At 51.7% G+C, this 18,172-nt stretch carries 19 protein-coding genes; 14 read left to right on the top strand and 5 right to left on the bottom strand.

All coding sequences use genetic code 11. From position 1 onward, the window contains the following. The 4 genes from H8D24_04650 to H8D24_04635 all read left to right on the top strand — a co-directional run. The coding region (locus tag H8D24_04650) for an aminotransferase class I/II-fold pyridoxal phosphate-dependent enzyme (GenBank protein ID MBC8519682.1) at nucleotides 1-239 on the top strand (239 nt) is incomplete at its 5' end. Then, nucleotides 227-961 (top strand): pimeloyl-ACP methyl ester esterase BioH, encoded by a 735-nt coding sequence (gene bioH, locus H8D24_04645; GenBank protein MBC8519681.1) that lies wholly within the window; start codon nucleotides 227-229, stop codon nucleotides 959-961. The genes H8D24_04650 and bioH, both read left to right, overlap by 13 nt. Then, entirely contained in the window at nucleotides 951-1,844 is an 894-nt protein-coding gene (gene bioC / locus H8D24_04640; GenBank protein MBC8519680.1) for a malonyl-ACP O-methyltransferase BioC, read from the top strand. The genes bioH and bioC overlap by 11 nt, the downstream gene beginning before the upstream one ends. Nucleotides 1,845-1,954: 110 nt before the next feature. Then, on the top strand, nucleotides 1,955-2,560 hold the full coding sequence (locus H8D24_04635; GenBank protein ID MBC8519679.1) for a peroxiredoxin: 606 nt from the start codon (nucleotides 1,955-1,957) through the stop codon (nucleotides 2,558-2,560). An 82-nt stretch (nucleotides 2,561-2,642) separates the two neighbouring features. Here H8D24_04635 and H8D24_04630 read toward each other — a convergent pair whose 3' ends face one another. Together H8D24_04630 and ispB are read right to left on the bottom strand one after the other, a co-directional pair. Continuing rightward, nucleotides 2,643-3,059, bottom strand: coding sequence for a prepilin-type N-terminal cleavage/methylation domain-containing protein (locus H8D24_04630; GenBank protein ID MBC8519678.1), 417 nt, complete (start codon nucleotides 3,057-3,059; stop codon nucleotides 2,643-2,645). Between the two features lie 70 nt (nucleotides 3,060-3,129). Continuing rightward, nucleotides 3,130-4,110, bottom strand: coding sequence for an octaprenyl diphosphate synthase (gene ispB / locus H8D24_04625; protein MBC8519677.1), 981 nt, complete (start codon nucleotides 4,108-4,110; stop codon nucleotides 3,130-3,132). Nucleotides 4,111-4,332: 222 nt separating this feature from the next. Between ispB and rplU the strand changes: the two genes are divergently transcribed. The 4 genes from rplU (at nucleotide 4,333) to H8D24_04605 (ending at nucleotide 7,168) form a co-directional block, all read left to right on the top strand. Beyond that, nucleotides 4,333-4,644: a 50S ribosomal protein L21 gene (gene rplU, locus H8D24_04620; GenBank protein ID MBC8519676.1), complete on the top strand. Its 312-nt coding sequence runs from the start codon at nucleotides 4,333-4,335 to the stop codon at nucleotides 4,642-4,644. A 34-nt stretch (nucleotides 4,645-4,678) separates the two neighbouring features. Next, nucleotides 4,679-4,936: a 50S ribosomal protein L27 gene (gene rpmA / locus H8D24_04615; protein MBC8519675.1), complete on the top strand. Its 258-nt coding sequence runs from the start codon at nucleotides 4,679-4,681 to the stop codon at nucleotides 4,934-4,936. Between the two features lie 79 nt (nucleotides 4,937-5,015). After that, nucleotides 5,016-6,032 carry an Obg family GTPase CgtA gene (gene cgtA / locus H8D24_04610; protein ID MBC8519674.1) on the top strand — a complete coding sequence of 339 codons (1,017 nt, stop codon included), beginning with the start codon at nucleotides 5,016-5,018 and terminating at the stop codon, nucleotides 6,030-6,032. A gap of 8 nt (nucleotides 6,033-6,040) precedes the next feature. Continuing rightward, nucleotides 6,041-7,168: a glutamate 5-kinase gene (locus tag H8D24_04605; GenBank protein ID MBC8519673.1), complete on the top strand. Its 1,128-nt coding sequence runs from the start codon at nucleotides 6,041-6,043 to the stop codon at nucleotides 7,166-7,168. A gap of 192 nt (nucleotides 7,169-7,360) precedes the next feature. On the opposite strand, the gene rpsT is transcribed toward H8D24_04605, so the two are convergent. Further along, nucleotides 7,361-7,621, bottom strand: a complete 261-nt coding sequence (gene rpsT, locus H8D24_04600) for a 30S ribosomal protein S20 (GenBank protein MBC8519672.1) — start codon at nucleotides 7,619-7,621, stop codon at nucleotides 7,361-7,363. Between the two features lie 146 nt (nucleotides 7,622-7,767). On the opposite strand from rpsT, the gene murJ reads away from it, so the two are divergent. The 6 genes from murJ to H8D24_04570 all read left to right on the top strand — a co-directional run bounded on the left by murJ (nucleotide 7,768) and on the right by H8D24_04570 (nucleotide 16,082). Beyond that, nucleotides 7,768-9,324: a murein biosynthesis integral membrane protein MurJ gene (gene murJ, locus H8D24_04595; GenBank protein MBC8519671.1), complete on the top strand. Its 1,557-nt coding sequence runs from the start codon at nucleotides 7,768-7,770 to the stop codon at nucleotides 9,322-9,324. 9 nt (nucleotides 9,325-9,333) lie between these two features. After that, a complete protein-coding gene (gene ribF, locus H8D24_04590; protein ID MBC8519670.1) occupies nucleotides 9,334-10,272 on the top strand; it encodes a bifunctional riboflavin kinase/FAD synthetase in 939 nt (312 codons plus the stop codon). A 240-nt stretch (nucleotides 10,273-10,512) separates the two neighbouring features. Beyond that, entirely contained in the window at nucleotides 10,513-13,335 is a 2,823-nt protein-coding gene (gene ileS, locus H8D24_04585) for an isoleucine--tRNA ligase (protein ID MBC8519669.1), read from the top strand. 21 nt (nucleotides 13,336-13,356) lie between these two features. Further along, nucleotides 13,357-13,845, top strand: coding sequence for a lipoprotein signal peptidase (locus H8D24_04580; GenBank protein MBC8519668.1), 489 nt, complete (start codon nucleotides 13,357-13,359; stop codon nucleotides 13,843-13,845). An 81-nt stretch (nucleotides 13,846-13,926) separates the two neighbouring features. Next, nucleotides 13,927-15,189: a nitronate monooxygenase gene (locus H8D24_04575; protein ID MBC8519667.1), complete on the top strand. Its 1,263-nt coding sequence runs from the start codon at nucleotides 13,927-13,929 to the stop codon at nucleotides 15,187-15,189. A 122-nt stretch (nucleotides 15,190-15,311) separates the two neighbouring features. Beyond that, a complete protein-coding gene (locus H8D24_04570; GenBank protein MBC8519666.1) occupies nucleotides 15,312-16,082 on the top strand; it encodes a class I SAM-dependent methyltransferase in 771 nt (256 codons plus the stop codon). Here H8D24_04570 and H8D24_04565 read toward each other — a convergent pair. Both H8D24_04565 and rimO read right to left on the bottom strand, forming a co-directional pair. Beyond that, the gene (locus H8D24_04565; GenBank protein MBC8519665.1) at nucleotides 16,062-16,745 is read right to left on the bottom strand and encodes a zinc metallopeptidase; all 684 of its coding nucleotides are present in this window, start codon (nucleotides 16,743-16,745) and stop codon (nucleotides 16,062-16,064) included. The two genes, H8D24_04570 and H8D24_04565, sit on opposite strands and share 21 nt — an antisense overlap. Then, on the bottom strand, nucleotides 16,742-18,055 hold the full coding sequence (gene rimO / locus H8D24_04560; protein ID MBC8519664.1) for a 30S ribosomal protein S12 methylthiotransferase RimO: 1,314 nt from the start codon (nucleotides 18,053-18,055) through the stop codon (nucleotides 16,742-16,744). Before rimO ends, H8D24_04565 begins: the two co-directional genes overlap by 4 nt. Nucleotides 18,056-18,172: the final 117 nt, after the last annotated feature.

The raw sequence follows: 18,172 nt of genomic DNA, 5'->3' as shown, positions 1-18,172 counted from the left end.
CTGAGCTTGGATTTAATCTGATGAGATCGGAGACACCGATTCAGCCGCTGCTGGCCGGCAGTACAGAGGATGCGCTGCGACTCTCAACCAAATTGCAGCAGCAGGGAGTTGTGGTAACAGCCATTCGTCCACCAACAGTACCTGAGGGGTCGTCTCGTCTGCGTATTACTCTCTCTGCAGAACATACAGAGGAGCATGTCGACAGGCTTCTGGAGGCACTTGACAGATGCAGCCATTAATTCTTCTCCATGGCTGGGGGTTTAATGGGTCGGTATGGGACTCTCTGCTTCCAGAACTGCAAAACAATTTTGCCGTTACCGTGATAGATCTGCCTGGGTATCGCTCACGTCCCAAGGTTGGGGGTATGACTCTTGGCGAGATGGCAGAGGATGTGGCAGAACAGGTGCCGGAGAGTGCAGTATGGCTGGGGTGGTCACTTGGTGGACAGGTGGCGCTGCAGGCGGCGCTGAATTGGCCGGATAAGGTATCAAAGCTTATTCTGGTTGGGTCAACTCCACGTTTTGTGCAGGGAGGGGGGTGGAGAGAGGCCATCAAGCAGAAGGTGCTTGATGATTTTGGCAAGGCCCTTATCCGCTCAAGGGAGACCACCATTGGCCGTTTTCTCACCCTGCAGATGTTGGGGGCCAAGATGTCTGGTGAGAGCAGAGAGTTAATAAAAAAGCTCAAGCTGTCACTCTCCGAGCCACCTCTGAACGGAACTCTGGAGGCGGGTCTGCAGGTTCTCAATGAGACTGACTTGCGCCCATATCTTGGCTCTATAAAACAACCGGCACACTGGATAATGGGAGAGCGGGATCAACTGGTTCCATATTCGGCAGGTGAGATTGCTGCAGGGCAGATGGAATCAGGTACTTTTACGGTGATAGAGGGGGCTGCACATGCCCCATTTCTTAGCCACAGAGAGCAGTTTATGGAAGAGGTTATACGTTTTGGCAGATGAGCAAATGGGTATTCATGCCCAGAACCATAACCTGAAGAGGAGCCTGGTCCGTGCAAACTTCGAAAGGGCATCCTCAAGTTATGATGAGGTGGCTCTGTTGCAGCGAGAGGTTGCCGAGCGGATGCTGGAACAGTTTGAGTATACAAACATCACTCCTCAGGCCATTCTTGATATCGGTACAGGTACCGGATATTGCGCCAGGGCTCTGGAGAAAAGGTTTGGCAAGAGCACTGTTGTTGCCCTTGATATTGCCCATAACATGTTGCTTGAGGCTCGCAGGCAGTCGCGACAGAGCAAGAGTCTGTTGAGTCGTTTTGCAGGCGGATCAAGGCAGCAGTTTCTCTGTGCGGATACTATCCAGCTCCCCCTGGTTGACCGTAGCATGGATCTTATATTCTCCAATTTTACCCTGCAGTGGTGCCAGGATCTGCCTGCACTATTTAAGGAGTTTCGCAGGGTGTTGCGCCCGGGAGGGCTGTTGATGTTCTCTACCCTTGGTACGGATACACTGACTGAGTTGCGTCAGAGTTGGACAGGGGTGGATGACATGGTTCACGTAAACCATTTTGTGGATCTTCATGATATTGGTGACCTGTTGTTAAACACCGGGTTTGTTGAGCCGGTCACCAGCGTCGACCGTTTTGAGCTCACCTATCCAGATGTAATGACACTTATGGGTGACCTCAAGGGGTTGGGTGCAACCAATGTAAATGAGGGGAGGCCACGTGGTCTTACCGGTAGAGCGAAAATAAGTCAGCTGGATCAAATATATAGAGAGATGCAGGGCGGAAGAGAGAGGATCTCTGCAACCTGGGAGGTGGTCTATGGGCATGCATGGGGTACCGAGGAATTTTCTCTCCCTCTAAATAGATTTAATACTTGACCCTTTTACTAGGTCTTGACAGGCGGGTTATTTGAGTTATGATTCACCCACCAGAAATATGATTTTTATCTTTTTTAACGCTATAGGTATAAAACTACAAGGAGTTCCATATGAGCGTACTAGTCGGACGTGAAGCACCAGATTTTACAGCCCCATCCATATTAGGTAGTGGTGAGGTTAAGGCAGATTTCAATCTACATGAGGCAAAGGCGGGTAAATATGCCGTTGTTTTCTTCTATCCCCTTGATTTTACTTTTGTATGTCCGTCAGAGTTGTTGGCGTTTGACCACCGTCTGGCCGAATTTGCCAAGCGCAATGTTGAGGTAATTGGCGTCTCTATCGATTCTCACTGGACCCACAACGCCTGGAGAAATACCCCAGTCAATGATGGTGGCATCGGTGCAGTTGGTTACACCATGGTTGGGGATATGAAACAGGATATCACCAAGGCCTACGGTGTGCAGGTACCTGGTGGTGCCCCTGCTCTGCGTGCCTCATTCCTTATCGACAAGGAAAACGTGGTTCAGCATCAGGTTGTAAACAACCTCTCTCTCGGTAGAAATATTGATGAGATGTTGCGTATGGTAGATGCACTACAGTTTACCGAAGAGCATGGTGAGGTCTGTCCTGCAGGCTGGCAGGATGGAGAGGAGGGTATGAAGCCAACTCCAGATGGTGTCGCCTCCTATCTGGCAGCACATGAGGGTGACCTCTAGGATCGGTCAGCCGTTATCATAACTACTCTCCCCACAATAGAGGTCTTTCTCTCCTCAAAAGTATCTATTGTGGGGCGAGTAGTTACTGCGTATAGCCGTTAGTCACACCACCACCGCTCGCAACCCAGGTCATTGGAGAGGCAGCGGTGGGGGTAAGAACATAGGTGTCTGTTGCCAAAATGCCGTTGGCAGCATCGGGGGTAACAGTTATCACCCCGTTGATTGTGCCGATTGTATTCACGGCACCTGAGATACCAGATACATTGGCCGGTACCCCATAACTGCCAGCATCACAGTCAGCCAGGGCGCCACGTACCTGATAACACTGTTCAACTCCCATTTTGACTGGTTGCGCGGCGAGCACCACCTCAGAGTAGCGAGCCTTGGTTGTGTATTGAGTATATGACGGGATGGCAATTGCTGCCAGAATGGCAATGATTGCGATAGCTATAATTAGTTCGATCAGGGTAAACCCGGACTGCTCACTTCTCTCTGACATGACTCTATCCTCCTAGTTGGTGGCTTCATAGTAACCCGTACAGATAGTCAGTGAAAGGGGTGTCTGTTTTCTAATATGAACGTTTAAGAGTGAACTCAGCAAGCGAGATTAGTGCATCACGGTATGGAGATTCAGGTAGTTTCATCGCAGCAGCTGTTGCCTTGTTGACAGCAGCTGTTGCCGCATCGAGAGTATATTCAATTGCATTGGTATTATGGATTGTCTCCATGATGGTATCAAATTGTCTCTCTCCACCATTTTCAATCGCACCACGAATCAACTCTCTCTCCGCTGCTGTTCCACTCTCCATGGCGTGGATTAGTGGGAGGGTTGGTTTCCCTTCAGCAAGATCATCCCCCGCATTTTTCCCCATATCCTCTGCTGATGAGCTGTAATCAAGTGCGTCATCAACCAGCTGGAAGGTGTTGCCAAGATGTCTTCCGTACTCCATCAAGGCACTCTCAATATCTGGGCTCTGGTTTGCAACCACAGCCCCCAACTGACCGCCAGCCTCAAACAGTTTGGCTGTCTTGCGATATATCACCTCGTAGTAACGCTCTTCTGTGGTGTCTGGATCGTTACAGTTAAGTAGCTGCAGTACCTCGCCCTCTGCTATTACATTGGTGGTATCTGCGAGTATATCCATCACCCGCATCTGCTGTACCTCGACCATCATCTGGAAGGCACGAGAGTAGAGGAAATCACCTGTCAAAACAGCGGCCTGGTTACCAAAAACTGCATTGGCTGTCTCTTTTCCACGTCGTAGTTCAGAGGTATCAACCACATCATCATGGAGCAGGGTTGCAGTGTGGATGAATTCAATAACCGCAGCTAGCTGGACAGCATCACTGCTTGTTGAGCCGCATGCACGTGCCGCAAGCAGCATAACCATGGGGCGTACCCGTTTTCCACCACCACCAACAATATAGTGCCCCAACTGGTTGATAAGCACTACATCGGATTTAAGGCGTTGAATAATCAGGGTATCAACAGCCTTGAGGTCATCCTGGATGAGCTCCTGAATCTCTTTAAAGGTAGAAAGTTTAGCCACAGCTTCTGGTCAAGTATTGGTTGTAATAGTTTGTTATATGGAAAAACCTGCAAATCGTATGGTCTAGGGTTTGATGGGTCAAGTTTTTAGCAGATGTTTCTGTAGAAATGCGTTTGACCATTTTCAGACATAAGTGTAAAATCGCGCCTCTTTTATGGATAGGTGGACTTCTGCTGTTGTATCGGGGTCAGCCGTCTTGTACCAAACATGTGGAGTTTCAGGATGTACGCAGTAATCAAAACTGGCGGAAAGCAGTATCGTGTAAGTGAGGGTGAGACCCTTAAGGTAGAGAAGCTGGGCACTGAAGAGGGTGGTAGTGTTGAGTTTGATCAGGTCTTGATGGTTGCTGATGGTGACGATATCAAGGTTGGCGCACCTCTGGTTGATGGTGGCAAGGTTACTGCAACGGTTCTATCTAATGGTCGTGGCAAGAAGGTCAAGATCATCAAGTTCCGTCGTCGTAAACATCACCGTAAGCAGATGGGACATCGTCAGTCCTATACCGAGATCAAGATTGATAGCATAAGCGCATAAGTTGGCGCATTAATTTAGAGGCTAAGGAAGTAATATGGCACATAAAAAGGCAGGCGGTAGTACCAGAAACGGCCGCGATTCGGAGTCCAAGCGGTTAGGTGTGAAGCGTTTTGGTGGTGAGGATGTGATCTCTGGAAACATTCTGGTTCGCCAGCGTGGTACCCATTTTCATCCTGGAGTAAATGTTGGACGTGGTAAAGATGACACCCTGTTTGCTAAGGCGGATGGTGTGGTTACCTTTGAGGTCAAGGGTCCGAGAAGCCGCAAGTTTGTGAGCGTATATCCCGCATAACAGCTTAAATCTGTTGGTGGTAGAAAAGGCTCCGTAGTACGGGGCCTTTTTTGTTTGAAGAGAGAGCTGAGTAGAGACGATGAAATTTGTAGATGAGGCAACAATCCGGGTAGAGGCAGGCGATGGAGGCAATGGCTGCGTCAGTTTTCGTCGTGAAAAATATATCCCCCGTGGCGGACCTGATGGTGGCGATGGTGGTGACGGAGGTACCGTTTATCTGCAGGGTGATGAGGGGCTGAACACCCTGGCTGATTTTCGTTTCAAGCGCATGCACCGTGCCGAGCGTGGGCAGAACGGCATGAGTCGAGACAAGACTGGTCGCAAAGGAGATAATCGGGTTGTGCGGGTGCCTATCGGGACTCTCGCCTATGATGATGATACTGATGAACTGATTGGTGAGGTTGTAAAGGATGGAGAGACCTTGCTGGTTGCCCAGGGAGGCTTTCATGGGCTGGGTAATGTGCGTTTCAAGAGTAGTACCAATCGTGCTCCTCGACGCTCAACAAATGGTTCGCTCGGAGAGAGGCGGTTTCTGAGGTTGGAGCTAAAGGTGTTGGCAGATGTTGGGTTGTTGGGCATGCCCAATGCAGGAAAATCATCACTTATTCGTGCCATCTCTGCAGCTCGCCCACGGGTGGCGGATTATCCATTCACCACCCTCCACCCTAATCTTGGTGTGGTGAGGGTAGATGCCTCGCGCAGTTTTGTGATGGCAGATATCCCCGGGGTAATTGAGGGGGCCGCAGAGGGTGCAGGATTGGGGATTCAGTTCCTCAAGCATCTGTCACGTAACCGTGTTCTGCTTCACCTGCTTGATGTTGCCCCAGCAGAGGGGACTGTAGACCCTGTTGATGAGTTTAAAAAGGTGGAGCTGGAGCTGGAAAAATTCAGTACAGAGTTGGCGGCCCTACCTCGCTGGCTGGTGATGAACAAGATTGATCTGTTGCCAGACGACAAGCGAGAAGAGATTTGTGATGATATCCTTCAACAACTCTCCTGGAGCGGCCCGGTGTTCCGTATATCGGCACTACATAAAAAGGGGACTAGTGAGCTGGTCTATGCGATTATGGACTCGTTGGAAAAGCAGACGGAATAATTTAGATAATGGATGAGAGCAGAGAGAGGCTGTCCAGGGTAAAGCTCTGTGTTGTAAAACTGGGGAGCGCAATTCTGACCAATAATGGTCAGGGGCTGGATAGTGCAGCAATCAGGCGGTGGGTTGAGCAGATTGTTGTACTGAGGCAGTCTGGAGTGCAGGTTGTGCTGGTCTCATCCGGTGCTGTTGCCGAGGGGATGAAGAGGCTGGGAATGTCACAACGTCCTCATGCCATACATGAACAGCAGGCTGCAGCAGCTGTTGGACAGATGGGGTTAGTGCAGGCGTATGAGTCATGTTTTTCAAAACACGAAATTCATACTGCACAGATTCTTCTGACTCATGATGATCTCTCCAACCGTAGCCGCTACCTGAATGCCAGAAGTTCAATCCGTACCCTGCTTGAGATGGGGGTGGTTCCAATTGTTAATGAGAACGATACGGTGGCAATTGACGAGATCAGGTTGGGGGATAACGATACTCTTGCTGCACTGGTTGCCAACCTGATTGAGGCTGATTTACTGGTGATTTTGACGGATCAACAGGGCATGTACGATAGTGATCCACGGCTTAATCCAGAGGCAAAACTGCTGGATGTGGTTGCTGCGGATGACTCTGTTCTGGATGAGATGGCAGGAGATTCAGCCGGTAGTCTGGGCCGGGGAGGGATGGCGACCAAGGTTGGGGCAGCACGTCTTGCCGCACGCTCCGGCACTACAACAGTAGTTGCTCCTGGTCGTGAGGACCAGGTTTTGGTAAGGCTGTTCAACAATGAGCAGATTGGTACCATGTTTCTTGCTGGAGCCAGGCAGCTGGATGCCCGTAAACGTTGGTTAATGGGCCATTTGCAGAGATGTGGATCATTAATTCTGGATGATGGGGCGGTCCGTGTATTGCGAGACTCGGGAAGAAGTCTGCTGGCTGTAGGTGTAACTGAGGTTGAGGGAGAGTTTCAGCGTGGCGATCTGGTTTCGATCAAGAGCAGTTCAGGAGATGGGATTGCCCGCGGTCTGGTGAACTACTCGGCAGAGGACATTCGTAAAATTATGGGCCAGTCGAGTGATAAGATTGAGGCTATGCTGGGTTACGTAGATGAGGAGGAGATTGTCCACCGGGACAATATGGTGTTGGTATGACTCCTTGCAAAAGTAATCGCAACCTCACCCATGCAGCACGCTCAAGCACATCCCTGTGTCGCTCGACTGTGGCCGTCCAGGCCACAGACGGCTGCTCGTGTGAGGTTGCGATTACTTTTTCAAGGATTCACCCGAATCATAAAAAAACCGGCTAAGATGCCGGTTTTTTATGATTCGGATGAATCGTCTCCATTACATGGCACGAATATGTGCATTCAGACGACTCTTGTGACGGGCAGCCTTGTTGCGATGAATCAGGCCATTCTTCGCAGCAATATCAAGTGCAGAAGATGCGCTCTTGTAAAGTGTCTCAGCCTCTTCACGATTGCCAGACTCAATGGCAGCTATTGCCCTTTTAAGTGAGGTGCGCATCATGGAACGGCGTCCCTGATTGTGGTTACGCTTTTTGTCAGCCTGACGAGCACGTTTGCGAGCTTGAGGGGAATTTGCCAAGGTATCTCTCCTGAGAATATATAACTGTGTAATTTGCTGCTTTTCTACAGCAATTCAAAAAATGAGCCGCGTATTTTCTTCGTTTTCTCTTGAACTGTCAATTGTTATCACTGGTATGATTCAATTTTTTCAAAGAAAATCGCATTTTGAGCCATAAACTACTGAAATCCACCATGGTTGTGGGGCTGATGACCACGATTTCCCGTATTTTGGGGTTGGTGCGCGATATTGTCTTTGCCCGCTACTTTGGTGCTGGTGGGATGATGGATGCCTTTGTGGTCGCATTCAAGATCCCCAATTTCCTGCGCAGGCTTTTTGCCGAGGGTGCCTTCTCCCAGGCTTTTGTTCCGGTTCTCTCGGAGAAGCGGTCAACGGGGGAGCAGCATGAGGTTCGCCAGCTTACTGATGCGGTGGCTGGGACCCTGGGAGGCGTTCTGCTGCTGGTGACCGCTATCGGTGTGGTTGCTGCGCCACTGTTTATCATGCTGTTTGCGCCAGGATTTGTTGAGGAGACAGACCGTTTTGAGCTCGCCTCTGGAATGTTGCGAATCACCTTTCCCTATCTGTTGCTGATCTCACTGACTGCCTTTGCGGGCGGAATTCTCAATACCTACGGACGTTTTGCCATCCCTGCATTCACCCCGGTCTTTCTCAATCTCTCACTGATCGGTGCAGCAATCTGGCTCTCTCCGCTTATGGATGTGCCGGTTACCGCTCTGGCCTGGGGGGTGCTGATTGGTGGTGTGGTTCAGCTACTGTTCCAGATTCCACCACTGCTGAAGCTGGGCATGCTGCCTCGCCCTCGCTTTCGTTGGGGTGATTCCGGAGTTAGAAAGATCCTCAGGCTGATGTTGCCAACCCTGTTTGGGGCCTCGGTTGCGCAGATAAATCTGCTGCTGGATCTGGTGATAGCCTCCCTGATTACTGCCGGCAGCATGTCATGGCTCTACTACTCCGATCGCCTGATGGAATTTCCACTCGGGGTCTTCGGGATTGCGCTCTCAACAGTTATTCTGCCAAAACTTTCCGGGCAGTATGCAGCAAGGGATCATGACTCTTTCAACCAGACACTGGACTGGGCACTCCGGCTGGTTTTGTTGATTGCGGTTCCAGCCAGTGCGGGCCTCTTTATTCTGGCAGAGCCAATGCTCTCTCTGCTATTTCAGCGCGGTGAATTCACCCTGTTTGATGTGGAGATGGCCTCGGTCAGTCTGATGGCCTATGCGCTTGGGCTGGTTGGCTTTATTCTGGTCAAGGTACTGGTTAGCGGCTACTTCTCTCAGCAGAACACCAGAACTCCGGTCAAGTTCGGGGTGATTGCGATGGTTGCCAACATGGGGATGAACCTGATTTTTGTTGGTGCAATGGTAATGGGTGGTTACCATGCGCCACATGCGGGGCTTGCTCTGGCCACTGCCATCTCCTCCCTGCTGAATGGATGGCTACTCTATCGGGGGCTGCGTCAACGTGGAGTCTATAACCCGCTCAGCGGTTGGAGACGATTGATCATGCAGATTACCGTAGCGCTCTCGATTATGGTTCTCTTTCTCTACATGGTCGCCCCTCATGGTGGATTCTGGCAGGATGCACCACTGTGGACCAGGATTGGGGTGCTGGGGGGGGAGGTTGTGGGGGCGGCACTGCTCTACTTCTCCACACTTTTTCTTCTCGGTATCAGACCAACCCAGTTCCAGAAACGGTAGAATGTGGCAATGGAATTGATACGTGGAATACATAATCTGAAGCCAGAGCATCACGGCTCTGTTGCTACCATTGGGAATTTTGATGGCGTACATCTTGGTCACCACCATGTTCTGGGGGAGTTGGCAGATAAGGCGGATGAGATGGGTCTGCCAGCAGTAGTCATAACATTTGAGCCACAACCGCAGGAGTTTTTCTCTCCAGCCAACTGTCCGGGAAGGCTGACCCGCTTCCGTGAGAAGATGAAGGCTTTGCGGCGGTTGGCCATAGATCGTATCTTTACCATCCATTTCACCAGAGAGCTGGCGGAGATGGAGCCAGAGGAGTTTATCAAGAGAATCCTGGTGGAGGGGCTTGGAATTCGGTATCTGGTGGTGGGGGATGACTTCTGTTTTGGCAAGGCACGCAGAGGAAATTTCACAATGTTGCAGGAGGCCGGTCATAAACATGGCTTCCAGGTGGTCAATATGCACACCTTCCAGCTTGACGGTGAGAGAGTCAGTAGCACACGGGTGCGCAAGGCTCTTTGCGATGGGGATCTGAATGAGGCAGAGAAACTGTTGGGTCGCCCCTACAGAATGTGCGGCAGAGTGGCGCATGGCCATAAGCGTGGGCGCCTGATCGGTTTCCCAACCGCAAATATTCATCTTCATCGCAAGATATCTCCTGTTGATGGGGTATTTGCGGTAGAGATGTTCGGGATTGAGGGCGAGCCAGTTGCGGGGGTTGCCAATGTTGGGACTCGCCCCACAGTTAACGGCACAAGAACCATTCTTGAGGTTCATCTATTCGATTTTGAAGACGATATCTACGGTCGTCATGTATCGGTAGATTTCCTGGAGAAGATCCGGGATGAGCAGAAGTTCGACTCTTTTGATCTGTTGAAGGAGCAGATTCTGAGAGATGCGGACCAAGCAAGAAACTATTTCAAAGAGCGCTATTCACTGTAGAATTAGCACAATTGTAAATATGGTTCTGGATTGTACTTCTCCTTCAGCAGTTGTCTCTATCCTGATATTTTTCTATTAATCCAGCGTGTCCGAAAACTCGCTGCGCTCAGACACTCGGACACTTAACAGTCTGGATTAATAGAAAACTATCAGGGACAACTGGATTCAGTCGATGAACAAACCAAAACCAGAACTACTCATTCACAGTATTGTTTTTAAAAAATAGTTACGGATAACAAAGTGGCAAACAATTACAAAGAGACCCTCAATCTTCCCAAGACCGGATTCCCGATGAAGGCTAATCTGGCCAATCGTGAACCCAACTATCTGAAAAATTGGGAGAAGATTGATCTGTACGGCAAGATGCGGGAGCAGAATAGTGGGAAACCCACATTCATTCTCCATGATGGCCCCCCATATGCAAATGGTGATATCCATATTGGCCATGCGGTAAACAAGATTCTGAAAGATATGATCCTCAAGTCCCGTGCCCAGATGGGGTTTGATACCCCATATATCCCAGGGTGGGACTGCCATGGGCTACCAATCGAACTCAATGTAGAGAAGAAGTGGGGCAAGCCCGGACGCAAGCTGGATGCCGAGGCTTTTCGGCAGAAGGCTCGAGAGTATGCGGCTCGTCAGGTAGAGGGGCAGAAAAATGATTTCCAGCGCCTCGGTGTGTTGGGTGACTGGGATAATCCATATCTGACCATGGACTTCCAGTTTGAGGCGGATATTATTCGTGCGCTTGGAAAGATTGTCGAGAAGGGTCATCTTCACAAGGGGGAGAAGCCGGTCCACTGGTGTACCGATTGCGGCTCTGCCCTCGCAGAGGCTGAGGTGGAGCATGAGGACAAGACATCCCCAGCTATTGATGTCCGTTTCAATGTGGTTGATGAGGCCGGTTTTCTTGGACGCTGCAATCTGGAGTCAGATGGTAGCGGCACAATCTCGGTAGTTATCTGGACCACAACCCCATGGACCCTGCCAGCTAACCAGGCGGTCTCGCTCCATCCAGACTTTGAATACCTGTTGATTCAGACCGGTGAGACTCGTCTGCTGTTGGCAGAGGCACTTCATACTGCTGTGTTGGAGCGTGCAGAAATCGGCGACTACACCATTCTTGGACGTTGCCACGGTTCTGACCTGGAGGGGCTAGAGCTTAACCACCCATTCTATGATCGTCAGGTGCCAATAATTGTTGGTGACCACGTCACTCTGGATGCGGGTACTGGTGCAGTCCATACTGCCCCTGGCCACGGTCAGGAGGACTACGTGGTGGGGATGAAATATAACCTGCCGGTTCATAATCCGGTTGGCGGGAATGGTTGTTTTCTTGATGGCACAGAGATATTTGCAGGGGAGCATGTATTCAAGGCAAATGATCATGTGCTGGAGGTGCTTGAGGAGCGTGGGGCGCTTCTCTGTATGGAGAAGATTCGTCACAGTTACCCTCACTGTTGGCGTCACAAGACCCCAATCATATTCCGCGCAACCCCACAGTGGTTCATCAGTATGGATCAGGCGAATCTACGTAGCGATGCAATGGATGCTATCAAGGGTGTGCGCTGGATGCCGGACTGGGGTCAGGCGCGTATTGAGGGGATGGTCGAGAATCGTCCAGACTGGTGTATCTCCCGTCAGCGTACCTGGGGTGTTCCAATTGCCCTATTTATCGACAGGGAGACAGGTGATCCACATCCGGAGACCGTACGCCTGATCGAGGAGGTGGCGCAGCGGGTTGAGAAGTCAGGTATTGACGGCTGGTTTGGCCTTGATTCCGCTGAACTTCTTGGGGACGATGCAGAGAGATACCAGAAGGTCACGGATACCCTGGATGTCTGGTTTGACTCCGGGGTTACTCACCATGCTGTGCTGGATCGCAGGGATAGCCTCTCACGTCCGGCGGACCTCTATCTTGAGGGGTCGGATCAGCACCGGGGCTGGTTCCAGTCATCACTGCTGACATCTGTGGCGATGCATGGAGAGGCGCCATACAGGGAGGTGCTGACACACGGCTTTACCGTCGACAAGGATGGCAAGAAGATGTCCAAGTCACTCGGTAACGTGATTGCTCCACAGAAGGTGATCAATGAGTTGGGTGCCGATATTATTAGACTATGGGTCTCATCCACCGACTACCGTGGGGAGATGACAGTCTCTGACGAGATTCTGCGCCGGATGGCAGATGCATATCGCCGTATCCGCAATACTGCCCGTTTTCTGCTATCCAACCTGCATGGATTTGATCCTGCGGCTGATCTGCTTAAGCCAGAGGAGATGTTGTCACTGGATCGCTGGGCAGTTGACCATGCGGCACGTCTGCAGGAGGAGATTATTGAGGCTTATGAGGAGTATAACTTCCACCAGGTCTTCCAGAAGATTCATAATTTCTGCTCGGTTGAGATGGGTGGTTTCTATCTCGATATAATCAAGGATCGTCAATACACCACACAGAGCGAGAGTCAGGCCAGACGCTCCACCCAGACAGCGATGTACCATATCGTCGAGGCGATGGTCCGTTGGCTTGCCCCAATCACCAGCTTTACCGCTGACGAGATCTGGAGCTTCCTGCCGGGAGAGCGTAGTGAGAGTGTCTTCCTGGAGGAGTTCTACCAGGGGCTATTCCAGATGGACGGCGACTCCTCCGGGGCCGCCCTGACGGCTGCCGATTGGGGGCAGATTATGGCTGTTCGCACCGAGGTGGCACGTGCCCTGGAGGCGCTGCGTAACAGCAAGACTATTGGGTCTGGCCTCGATGCAGAGGTTGATCTCTACTGTGATGAGTCGCTTATCTCACTGCTTGAGAAGCTTGAGGATGAGCTCCGTTTTGTACTTATTACCTCGTATGCCCGAATTCATCCGCTGGATGGGGCGCCAGTTGATGCAGAGGCTACAGAGCTGGAGGGGTTAAGAGTGCAGGTAGGTGCCTCAAATCATGAGAAGTGTGTCCGTTGCTGGCACCACCGAGAGGACGTGGGCAGCAACAGCGACCATCCAGAGCTTTGTGGACGCTGTGTGGATAATGTAACCGGTTCTGGTGAGCAGCGCCTCTATGCCTGACCCCATTGAGCCATTGAAATTATGACCTCAGAGCTGAAGACTCCATCTCTTATCTGGCTACGCCTCTCCGCACTGATCCTTTTTCTGGATCAGGGGACCAAGATTCTTGCTGAGTACTATCTTGAGCTCTATCGGCAGGGAGAGATCCTCCCCTTCATGAATCTGACGCTGATGCAGAATGAGGGGGCTGCCTTCAGTTTTCTGGCAGATGCAGGTGGGTGGCAGCGCTGGTTCTTTGTGGTGCTGACTGTGGTAATTACGGTATTTCTGTTGCGTTGGCTGCGTTCACTGAGTGAAGATGAGCGCTGGTTGGCGATTGCAATTGCGCTAATTATTGGCGGGGCAATTGGGAATCTGATTGATCGGGTTCAGTATGGGGATGTAATAGATTTTCTCGATTTTCATGCCATGGGTTGGCACTGGCCAGCATTCAATATTGCGGATAGCGCCATCTCCATTGGCGCCATCATTGTGGTTTGGGATGCGGTTTTTGGGAGTGAGGAGAAGTAGTGCTTCACTGAATATTATAATATTGTATGATTAAACCATTATATTGCCGAGAACCAGAAGAACCATATAGAGACTGCCTTCATGACCGATTCAACCCTCTCTAAACGTATCGATGACCACCGCCTGATTCTTGGTGACAAGGAGTTTGTTCCGCTGATGTTGGGTGGAATGGGGGTCGATATCTCGACCCGTGACCTGGCACTGGTATTCGCAGAGCAGGGTGGTATTGGCCACCTCTCAGACGCGATGATTCCCACGGTTATCGATAAGGATTTCAAGACCAGATACGTTGGTGACCGACTGAAACAGTACAAGTTTAATGTCGACAATCCGGACAAGTCGATTGCCCAGTTTGATCTGGGTGAGTTGCATGAGGCGCAGACCCGTCACGTTGATGAGGCGATGTCGGCCAAGCGTGGGGATGGTGGAGTTTTCATCAACTGTATGGAAAAACTCACCATGAACAACCCCAAGGAGACCCTGCGGGTTCGCCTCAACGCTGCACTCGATGCGGGGATTGACGGCATCACCCTTAGTGCAGGCCTCCATCTTGGGTCGCTTGAGCTTATCAAGGAAAACCCCCGTTTTCGGGATGCCCATATCGGGATTATCGTCTCCTCAGTACGTGCCCTTAAGCTCTTTCTGAAGCGGGCGGCGCGCCTGGATAGACTGCCCGATTTTATCGTGGTTGAGGGACCACTGGCGGGTGGCCATCTCGGTTTTGGTATGGATTGGGCCGAGTTTGATCTGGCTACCATCACCCAGGAGGTGCTCGATTATCTAAGGGAGTCAGACCTTACCATTCCGGTAATTCCGGCAGGTGGCATCTTTACCGGTACGGATGGGGCTAAATTTCTGGAGCAGGGGGCGTCGGCGATCCAGGTCTCCACCCGTTTTACCATTGCCCAGGAGTGTGGACTGCCGGCAGCTGCAAAACAGGCATACTTTGAGGCCAATGAGGAGGATATCGAGGTCAACACCCTATCCCCAACCGGCTACCCCATGCGGATACTGAAAAGCACCCCGGCAATCGGCTCCGGTATCCGCCCCAACTGCGAATCCTACGGTTATGTGCTGGACGCCAAGGGCCACTGCAGCTATGTTGATGCCTACAATGAGGCCGTGGCAGCTCATCCGGATGAGAAGAAAATCTCGGTTGAGGAGAAGATCTGCCTCTGTACCCATATGCGTAAGTACAAGGTCTGGACCTGTGGCCACTACACCTACCGCCTGAAAGATACCGCCAACCAGAATGAGGATGGCAGCTACCAGGAGCCAACTGCGGAGCACCTTTTCAAGGACTACCAGTTCAGTACCCACGACGAGATCAAGAAGCCTGGATAGTTTTAGTCGCCATCCTCGCGCAGGTCAACCGTCATCCCGGCGAAAGCGGGGATCCAGGATATAAGGATTCATAACAAGGACATGTTCCCTTACATGTGCGGTCATCCAGCGATATACCCAACATGAGTGTCTCAATAGCAATCACATCTCATGACTCATCACAGCAACACAGGGCAGAGGAGCTGGCTCAGCGGCTGGCTCTTCCTGCTGTAACAGATGGTGCAGATTTCGATTTTCTCCTCACCTACACGGAAGCTCGCCTCGAGCTCCGTAAAACCAACTCCAAAACCGGTGGGGTCTATGCTGATTTTGTCTCAGGCAAGGTAGCCCACCGCTTTCGCTATGGTGGCGGCAGGGGACAGTTGATCGCCAAGGCGGTCGGTCTCAAAAGCGGCAACACCCCATCGGTACTGGATCTGACAGCAGGACTTGGAAGAGATGGTTTCGTGTTGGCATCACTAGGGTGTGAGGTCACCATGGTGGAGCGCTCCCCAATAGTGGCCGCATTGCTACGGGATGGTCTGGAGCGGGCGGCTACTGTTTCGGAGATCGCTGAGGTTATGGGGAGGATATCACTGCTAGAACAGGAGGGAGCCAACTACATGCAATCCCTCTCCGAGGAGGAGCGGCCAGATATCTGCTATCTCGATCCGATGTACCCTCATTCGAAAAAGAGTGCGCTGCCGGGAAAAGAGATGATGCTATTTCGAGAGGTGGTTGGAGAGGATCAGGATACGGAAGAGCTACTGGAAGCGGCCATGGTGGCAGCCAGGAGACGGGTGGTTGTGAAGCGCCCCCGCAAGGCCCTACCTCTTGGCCACCAAGAGCCAGATTTTCAGATCACAGGCAAGAGTACACGCTATGATATCTATCTATCGGCGCAGGACACGTAGCCACTTCCAGAAGTTGAGCAGACTGCTAAGAGAGCTGGCAACATAGGTGAGAGCCGCGGCTTTTAACAGCTTTCTGGCAGCGCCCTCATCGCCGTCATGGAGATGGCCTCCAGCCTTTAGTAGTGGAAGTGCCCGGTTAAAACTGGCATCAAACTCTACCGGCAGGGTGGCGAGGTGGACCAGTGCCGGCATCCCCATGCTGGCCAGTCCAGCCAGAAAGAGGATCAGTGCGGGCAGAGGCCTTCTGGAGATAACGGCAAACAGTGGTGAGGCCATCAGAATCATTGCCCCCAGCTTCTCGGCGCCACGGGTCTTGCCTACCAGTCTCGAGCGTAGCGCCATCGGCCTGTAATCGGTGTCGTGCTGGATGGCATGGCCAACCTCATGGGCAGCAATGGTTATCGCCGCAAGAGAGCGTCCGGAGAAATAGGGCTCGCTCAGACGAACAGTTCTATCTTCAGGGTCATAGTGATCCCCCTCCTTGGTTGTCTCAACCCCTACATGGTTAAGTCCATAGCGGTTGAGGATGATTCGGGCTAGCTCACCACCACTGAGCTCATATCGATCATCCGGGGTGCTGTACTGTCTCATCACCCGTTTGACCCACATTTGGGGGAGGGTGATGGCAGCCAGTAGCAGGATTCCAAGGATTGCCAATATCATATCAACTCTCCCTCAAGGTCATGTTCATCAGCAGCCACAATCCTGACATTCACCAGGTCGCCGCAACTCAGCCCGGTAATGTCTGGTAGGTGAACCTCTCCATCAATCTCCGGTGCATCCCCTCGACTGCGACCAACAGCCCCCTCATCAGTAACGCTATCGATAATAATGGTTTCGGTTTTGCTGACCCTGTGCTGCAATTTTCTGGCACTAATCTCACTCTGTACCCGCATAAACTGCTCCAGCCGCTCCTGCTGGATATCAGGATCAACCTGGTTTGGCAGTTGGTTGGCGGCGGCCCCTTCCACTGGTGAGTAGGCGAAGGCCCCTGCACGATCCAGATCTGCATCTTCCAGGAAATTGAGCAGCTCCTCGAATTCAGCCTCACCCTCACCCGGAAAGCCGACAATAAAGGTGCTGCGAATGGTGATATCCGGGCAGATCTCACGCCACTTCTCTATTCGTCGCAGCGCATTCTCACTATCTGCTGGACGTCTCATTGTCTTTAGAATAGAGGGGGAGGCGTGTTGTAGCGGCACATCAAGGTAGGGGAGGATCTTCCCCTCTGCCATCATTGGAATCAACTGATCAATGACAGGGTATGGATAGAGATAGTGGAGACGGATCCATATCCCCAACTTGCCAAGTTCCTCTGCCAGGGTTGTGATACGGGTGGAGAGGACCCCATTGCCAGTGATCTCACTGCGATAGCGCAGGTCGGCACCGTAGGCAGCACTATCCTGAGACACCACCATCAGCTCCTTTACCCCACTCTCCACCAGTCGTTCCGCCTCACCCAAAATCTCACCAATGGGTCGACTCACCAGTTTTCCACGCAGAGATGGAATAATGCAAAAACTGCAGTGCTGATTGCACCCCTCGGAGATCTTAAGGTAGGCGTAGTGGTCCGGGGTCAACCGCACCTCCCGATCCGGCAGCAGTTTGGTCAGCGGATCTTGAGGTGGGGGCACTGTGGCGTGGATGGACTCCATAACCTCTTTAGTTGAATTTGGCCCTGTTACCGCTAGCACGTTGGGGTAGTTGGAGAGAATTTTATCCCGGTCCCCCCCCAGACAGCCGGTCACAATAACCTGTCCATTCTGCTCCATCGCCTCACCAATGGTATCAAGTGACTCCTCAATGGCGGCATCAATAAAGCCGCAGGTGTTGACCACCACAAGATCCGATTTGCTGTAGCTGTTTGCAAGCCTGTACCCCTCGGCACGAATCTGGCTAAGGATTCGTTCGGAATCAACAGTTGCCTTGGGGCAACCAAGGCTGACAAAACCGATGGTGGGGGTTGAATTCATCGCGAGATTATACCGTTTCAACATCATTGGTTAAGTATCAATCTTTACGAAAGTAATGACACGTTCGCCCATGTGGCACACTCAAGCACATCCCTGTATCGCTCGGCTGTAGCCTTC

The sequence above is a fragment of the Candidatus Thiopontia autotrophica genome (genome assembly GCA_014384675.1).
Lineage (GTDB): Bacteria > Pseudomonadota > Gammaproteobacteria.
Note: the sequence above shows the minus strand (reverse complement) of the source record. Positions and strands in the feature narration are given on the sequence as shown.

What these genes read in the sequence shown, in the direction of transcription:
- bioH (MBC8519681.1), top strand. Translation starts at nt 227, where the DNA reads ATGCAGCCATTAATTCTTCTCCATGGCTGGGGGTTTAATGGGTCGGTA.
- H8D24_04630 (MBC8519678.1), bottom strand. Translation starts at nt 3,059, where the DNA reads ATGTCAGAGAGAAGTGAGCAGTCCGGGTTTACCCTGATCGAACTAATT.
- H8D24_04580 (MBC8519668.1), top strand. Translation starts at nt 13,357, where the DNA reads ATGACCTCAGAGCTGAAGACTCCATCTCTTATCTGGCTACGCCTCTCC.
- H8D24_04575 (MBC8519667.1), top strand. Translation starts at nt 13,927, where the DNA reads ATGACCGATTCAACCCTCTCTAAACGTATCGATGACCACCGCCTGATT.
- cgtA (MBC8519674.1), top strand. Translation starts at nt 5,016, where the DNA reads ATGAAATTTGTAGATGAGGCAACAATCCGGGTAGAGGCAGGCGATGGA.
- rpmA (MBC8519675.1), top strand. Translation starts at nt 4,679, where the DNA reads ATGGCACATAAAAAGGCAGGCGGTAGTACCAGAAACGGCCGCGATTCG.
- H8D24_04565 (MBC8519665.1), bottom strand. Translation starts at nt 16,745, where the DNA reads ATGATATTGGCAATCCTTGGAATCCTGCTACTGGCTGCCATCACCCTC.
- rplU (MBC8519676.1), top strand. Translation starts at nt 4,333, where the DNA reads ATGTACGCAGTAATCAAAACTGGCGGAAAGCAGTATCGTGTAAGTGAG.
- H8D24_04570 (MBC8519666.1), top strand. Translation starts at nt 15,312, where the DNA reads ATGAGTGTCTCAATAGCAATCACATCTCATGACTCATCACAGCAACAC.
- H8D24_04635 (MBC8519679.1), top strand. Translation starts at nt 1,955, where the DNA reads ATGAGCGTACTAGTCGGACGTGAAGCACCAGATTTTACAGCCCCATCC.
- H8D24_04605 (MBC8519673.1), top strand. Translation starts at nt 6,041, where the DNA reads ATGGATGAGAGCAGAGAGAGGCTGTCCAGGGTAAAGCTCTGTGTTGTA.
- rimO (MBC8519664.1), bottom strand. Translation starts at nt 18,055, where the DNA reads ATGAATTCAACCCCCACCATCGGTTTTGTCAGCCTTGGTTGCCCCAAG.
- ribF (MBC8519670.1), top strand. Translation starts at nt 9,334, where the DNA reads ATGGAATTGATACGTGGAATACATAATCTGAAGCCAGAGCATCACGGC.